The 4510-nt window shown below is 70.3% G+C and carries 6 protein-coding genes; 4 read left to right on the top strand and 2 right to left on the bottom strand.

What is annotated here, in order from left to right; translation table 11 throughout:
• The 3 genes from ABDW35_RS32770 to ABDW35_RS32760 form a co-directional block, all read left to right on the top strand.
• The coding region (locus tag ABDW35_RS32770; RefSeq protein ID WP_343718043.1) for a (2Fe-2S)-binding protein at positions 1–518 on the top strand (518 nt) is incomplete at its 5' end.
• A 1-nt stretch (position 519) separates the two neighbouring features.
• A complete protein-coding gene (locus ABDW35_RS32765) occupies positions 520–1680 on the top strand; it encodes an FAD-dependent oxidoreductase (RefSeq protein ID WP_343718042.1) in 1161 nt (386 codons plus the stop codon).
• A gap of 6 nt (positions 1681–1686) precedes the next feature.
• A complete protein-coding gene (locus ABDW35_RS32760) occupies positions 1687–2343 on the top strand; it encodes a GntR family transcriptional regulator (RefSeq protein WP_343718041.1) in 657 nt (218 codons plus the stop codon).
• 211 nt (positions 2344–2554) lie between these two features.
• On the opposite strand, the gene ABDW35_RS32755 is transcribed toward ABDW35_RS32760, so the two are convergent.
• Together ABDW35_RS32755 and ABDW35_RS32750 are read right to left on the bottom strand one after the other, a co-directional pair.
• Positions 2555–3028 (bottom strand): SRPBCC family protein, encoded by a 474-nt coding sequence (locus ABDW35_RS32755; protein ID WP_343718040.1) that lies wholly within the window; start codon positions 3026–3028, stop codon positions 2555–2557.
• 40 nt (positions 3029–3068) lie between these two features.
• The gene (locus ABDW35_RS32750; RefSeq protein ID WP_343718039.1) at positions 3069–3938 is read right to left on the bottom strand and encodes an NmrA/HSCARG family protein; all 870 of its coding nucleotides are present in this window, start codon (positions 3936–3938) and stop codon (positions 3069–3071) included.
• Positions 3939–4042: 104 nt separating this feature from the next.
• Here ABDW35_RS32750 and ABDW35_RS32745 point away from each other — a divergent pair.
• A partial coding sequence (locus ABDW35_RS32745; RefSeq protein WP_343718038.1) for a LysR family transcriptional regulator occupies positions 4043–4510 on the top strand: 468 nt, incomplete at its 3' end.

The following is a 4510-nucleotide window of genomic DNA, read 5'->3' as shown; positions in this document are numbered from 1 at the left end:
TGCTGGTCGCCGGCGACGCCGCCGGCATTGCCGGGGCGCGGGCGGCGGCCGATCGCGGCCGGCTGGCGGCGCTGGCGGCCGCCGCCGATCTCGGCCTCCTGCCCGAGGGTCGCCGCGACGCGCTGGCCCGGCCGCTGCAGGCGGCGCTGCGGCGCGAGGGTACGATCCGGCCGTTCCTCGACCGGCTGTACCGGGCGCGCCCTCGGCTGCGCATCCCGGCCGACGACAGCGTGATCGTGTGCCGCTGCGAGGACGTGACGGCCGGCGCGGTGCGGCAGGAGGCGCGACAAGGCGCCGCCGACGCCAACCGGCTGAAGAGCGCGCTGCGCTGCGGCATGGGCCCGTGCCAGGGCCGGATGTGCGCGGGCACGGTCAGCGAGCTGGCGGCCGCCGCCTGCGGCCGGCCGGTCGAGGCCGTCGGCCGCTTCCGCGTGCGGCCGCCGATCCGGCCGGTGCCGCTGGACCAGCTGGCGCGGCTGGCCGCCCCGGAAATGGCGCCCGACAGGGTGGAGGCCTGAGATGCGGCCGGACGCGATCGTAATCGGCGGCGGCCTGCAGGGCTGCTCGACCGCGCTGCACCTGGCGCGGCGCGGGCTGAGGGTCACCGTGATCGAGAAGGACTATGTCGGCCGTCATGCCTCCGGCGTGAATGCCGGCGGTGTCCGCACCTTGGGCCGGGCCCTGCCCGAGCTGCCGCTGTCGATCGCGGCGAAGGCGCTGTGGCGGCAGATGGAGGCGCTGGTCGACGATGATTGCGGCTTCCGCCCCGCCGGCCAGATCCGCGTCGCCGAGACGGCGGACGAATTGGAAGGGCTGGGCCGGCGCAGCCAGGCCGTCGACGCACTCGGGCTGAAGCATCGTGAGACGGTGATCGGCCAGGCGGCGCTGCGCCGGCTGCTGCCCGCGGTGGCGCCGCATTGCCTGGGCGGGCTGCATGTCGCCGATGACGGCTTCGCCGACCCGTTCCGCACCACCGCGGCCTTCCGGCGCGCCGCCGAGCGCGAGGGCGTCCGCATCGTCGAAGGCGCCGTGGTCGCGGCGGTCACCCGCCCGGACGGCGGCAGCTGGCGCGTGACGGCGGCGGGCGAGCGGCACGATGCGGCGCTGCTGTTCAACTGCGCCGGCGCGTGGGGCGGCCGGCTGGCCGCGGCGCTGGGCGACCCCGTGCCGCTGGCCGCGAACGGGTCGATGATGATGATCACGGCGCGGATGCCGCGCTTCGTCGGGCCGGTGGTCGGCGCCGCCGGCCGCGCCCTGTCGTTCAAGCAGCTGGACAACGGCACGGTGCTGATCGGCGGCGGCCACCGGGCGCCGGTCGATCTGGACAGCAACGCCACGGCCATCGACGTCCGGGCCCTGTCCCGGGCGGCCTTGAACGCCGCCGCCCTGTTCCCGATCATGGCGCGGGCGGCCATCGTGCGCTTCTGGTCCGGCATCGAGGGCTTCACCCCCGACGGGCTGCCGGTGCTGGGCCCGAGCATTGCGGAACCGGGGGCGTTCCACGCCTTCGGCTTCTCCGCCCACGGCTTCCAGCTCGGCCCGGTGGTCGGCCGCATCCTGGCCGAGCTGGCGCTCGACGGGGCCGCGTCACTGCCCGTCGCGCCCTTCCGAATCGATCGCTTCCGGCGCGATCCGGCCCCGGCCGGCACCGTCGAGGCGATGGCCTTCCCCGCGGAGTGAACGGAGATGTATTACGGCGTCGAGAGCCGGAAGGTGGCTTCGGTCTATTCCAAGCTGAAGGAGCTGGTGGTCGATTTCCAGTTCCGCCCCGGCGAGCATCTGCACATCAACGAGCTGTCGACCACGCTGAAGGTCAGCGTCACGCCGGTGCGCGAGGCGTTGATCCGGCTGACCGACGAGGGGCTGATCACCACCCAGCCGAACCGGGGCTTCTTCACCAAGGTCCCCGACCTGCACGAGATCGACGACCTGTACGGCGTGCTGCACATGGTGCTGCGCAGCTCGCTGGAGCTGTGGAAGGACGATTTCGCGCCCGCCCATCTGTCGGGGCCGGAGGTCGACACGTCCGCACTCGACGGACCGCGCCGGCTGTGCATCCGGCTGGAGCGCCTGCACGAGCAGATCGCGCGCATGTCGCTCAATCGCGAACTGGTTCGGCTGACGCGGCAATGCAACGAGCGGACGCGGTATGTCCGGCTGGTCGATTGCGGCTCGGCTCGTGCGGCCGAGATCCAGGATCATCTCGGGGCCCTGGTGGGTGCGCTCGTCGGAGGCTCGGCCGAAGCCGCATTCGACGAACTGGATCGCCTCCTCCAGTCCCAGCGGGCTCGGTTGACCTCGATCATACGGGAGATCGTGTCGGATACCGCTATCGATGTCTGAGCGTTTCCGATCCCCGCCTGGCTCTGACGCTTGGGGTCGCTGGAGAAGCTTGGCCGTAATGGTAAGAAAAGAGGCTAGCGTATCACCTTCCACTCTCACCGCTGGGCACCTCGGCACCTTGCCTCGGAGCGATTTTACCCGCGCGGCACTACGATCACGTGGGCGCCCGCAGGTGACTGGCGGCCCCCATGCTCGATCCGGGGATGGAGGATCAGAGCTTGCCCTCGGCGAGCAGCTCGCGGGTCCGCTTCAGCGTGGACAGCAGGGCGGCTTTGTAGCCCTTGTCGCTGTCGAACTGCGCCTGCTCCGCCCGCTCCTCCGGTCCATTCGGCTCCTTCCCGCGCAGGCCGAGGTAGCAGTAGAAGCGGAGCTGCAGTTCGCCCGCCTCATCCTCGAACAGCTCGTTGATGATCGCGCCTTCGCGCGGCCCGCCGGCCTGGAAGAAGGTGACCTTGCACTCCGGCTCGAAGGTGATGATTTCGCGGAGGCCGACGCCACCGATGGTGGCGTCGCGCACGATATGGGTCACGCTTTCCTCCACGACGGCGCAGCGGGTGCAGAAGCCCGGTGGCAGGAATTCGCGGGCGTCCCGGGCCTTGAGCACCAGGCCGGCCCAGGCTTGCGCACGAGTGAGCCTGGTCTCGCCAACCGGGTTCACCGGGACGGTGGCGGTCGAATAGATCATGATCGATCTCCTCATGAATTCGGGCCGGGTTGCCCGGGTGTCACGCCGCAGCGGCGATCGCGGCCGCGACGTCGCGATAGGAATGCAGCGGCCGGCCCAGGATCCTGGTCAGACGCTCAACGTCGCCGGGCTCCGGGATCATGCCGTCACTGACATAACGCTCGGCCATCAGACGCATCTCATAGGCCTGCCATTTCGGCATGAAGGTCGCCAGGTTCTGCTCGAACCCGCTGGGGTCGTCGCCGGCATAGACGACCGGGCGGCCCAGGACCTCAGACCAGATCGCGGCCGCGTCCGGACCGGTCAGCGTGTCGGGGCCGACCAGGTTGATGGTCTCGACCGGCAGCTTGCCCGGCGCCTGGTCGCGGCGGATCAGCTCGATCGCCGCCACTTCGGCGATGTCGCGGGCGTCGATCATGGCGACGCCCTTGCCGCCGATCGGCATCGGATAGACGCCGTGGTTGAGGATGACGTCCTTGATCATCAGCTCGTTGTCGATGAAGTAGGACGGACGCAGGATCGTGGCGCTGAAGCCCATCTGCTCGATCATCCGCTCGGCGCCGGATTTCACCGCGAAATGCGGCACGTTGACGAAGCGGTCGGCGTGGAGCACCGACAGGTAGACGACACGTTCGACGCCCGATTCGCGGGCGATGTTCAGGGTGACGAGCGCCTGGGTGAACTCGTCGCCCGTGACCGCGTTGAGCAGGAACAGCGTGCTGACGCCGGAGAACGCGGCCCGCAGCGCGTCGATATCGAGCAGATCGCCCTGCGCGACCTCCACGCCGGCTGGGAAGCCGGCCTTCGCAGGATCGCGGGTCAGCACGCGCACGTCGGCGCCGCGCTTCAGGAGCTGGTCGACGACATGGCGGCCGACACGGCCGGTGGCGCCGGTGACGAGGATGGTCATGGGGATCACTCCGGTTCGGTCAAAAGACATCCTCTAAATGACCGATCCATATTCAGGCCGGGAGACGCCATGTTTGGACAAGACGTCTCTCCAGTGGAACATTAATGGATCTGCTCGCCCTCGCTGATTTCACTCTCGTCGCACGCCACGGCGGGTTCGGACGAGCCGCACGCGCCGCGGGGCGCCCCAAGGCGACGCTGTCCCGGCGGGTCGCCGAGCTGGAGGCCGCCCTCGGCCTGCGCCTGTTCGAGCGCGGTTCGCGCGCGCTGAAGCTCACCGAGGAAGGACGGGCGCTGTTCCAGCGGGCGGGCCGGTTGCTGGCCGAACTCGAAGAGACGGCGGCGGCGATCGCCTCCGGCGGTGAAAGACCGCGAGGCCGGTTGCGGATCAGCGCCCCTCTGCTGTTCTCCCAGACCGCGATGGGCAAGATCGCCGCGGGGTTCGCCCTGGCCTATCCGGAGGTGAGGCTTGAGGTCTCGACCGAGGACCGTGCCGTCGACCTGATCGAGGAGGGGTTCGACCTGGTGATCCGGGTCAACCCGGATCCGGACGACAGCCTGGTCGGCCGGGCC

This window comes from Inquilinus sp. (genome assembly GCF_039594555.1).
Taxonomy (GTDB): Bacteria; Pseudomonadota; Alphaproteobacteria; order DSM-16000; family Inquilinaceae; genus Inquilinus.
Note: the sequence above shows the minus strand (reverse complement) of the source record. Positions and strands in the feature narration are given on the sequence as shown.

Bases quoted from the DNA above. Each gene is read 5' to 3' on its own strand.
- ABDW35_RS32750 (WP_343718039.1), bottom strand. From the start codon at position 3,938: ATGACCATCCTCGTCACCGGCGCCACCGGCCGTGTCGGCCGCCATGTC.
- ABDW35_RS32765 (WP_343718042.1), top strand. From the start codon at position 520: ATGCGGCCGGACGCGATCGTAATCGGCGGCGGCCTGCAGGGCTGCTCG.
- ABDW35_RS32760 (WP_343718041.1), top strand. From the start codon at position 1,687: ATGTATTACGGCGTCGAGAGCCGGAAGGTGGCTTCGGTCTATTCCAAG.
- ABDW35_RS32755 (WP_343718040.1), bottom strand. From the start codon at position 3,028: ATGATCTATTCGACCGCCACCGTCCCGGTGAACCCGGTTGGCGAGACC.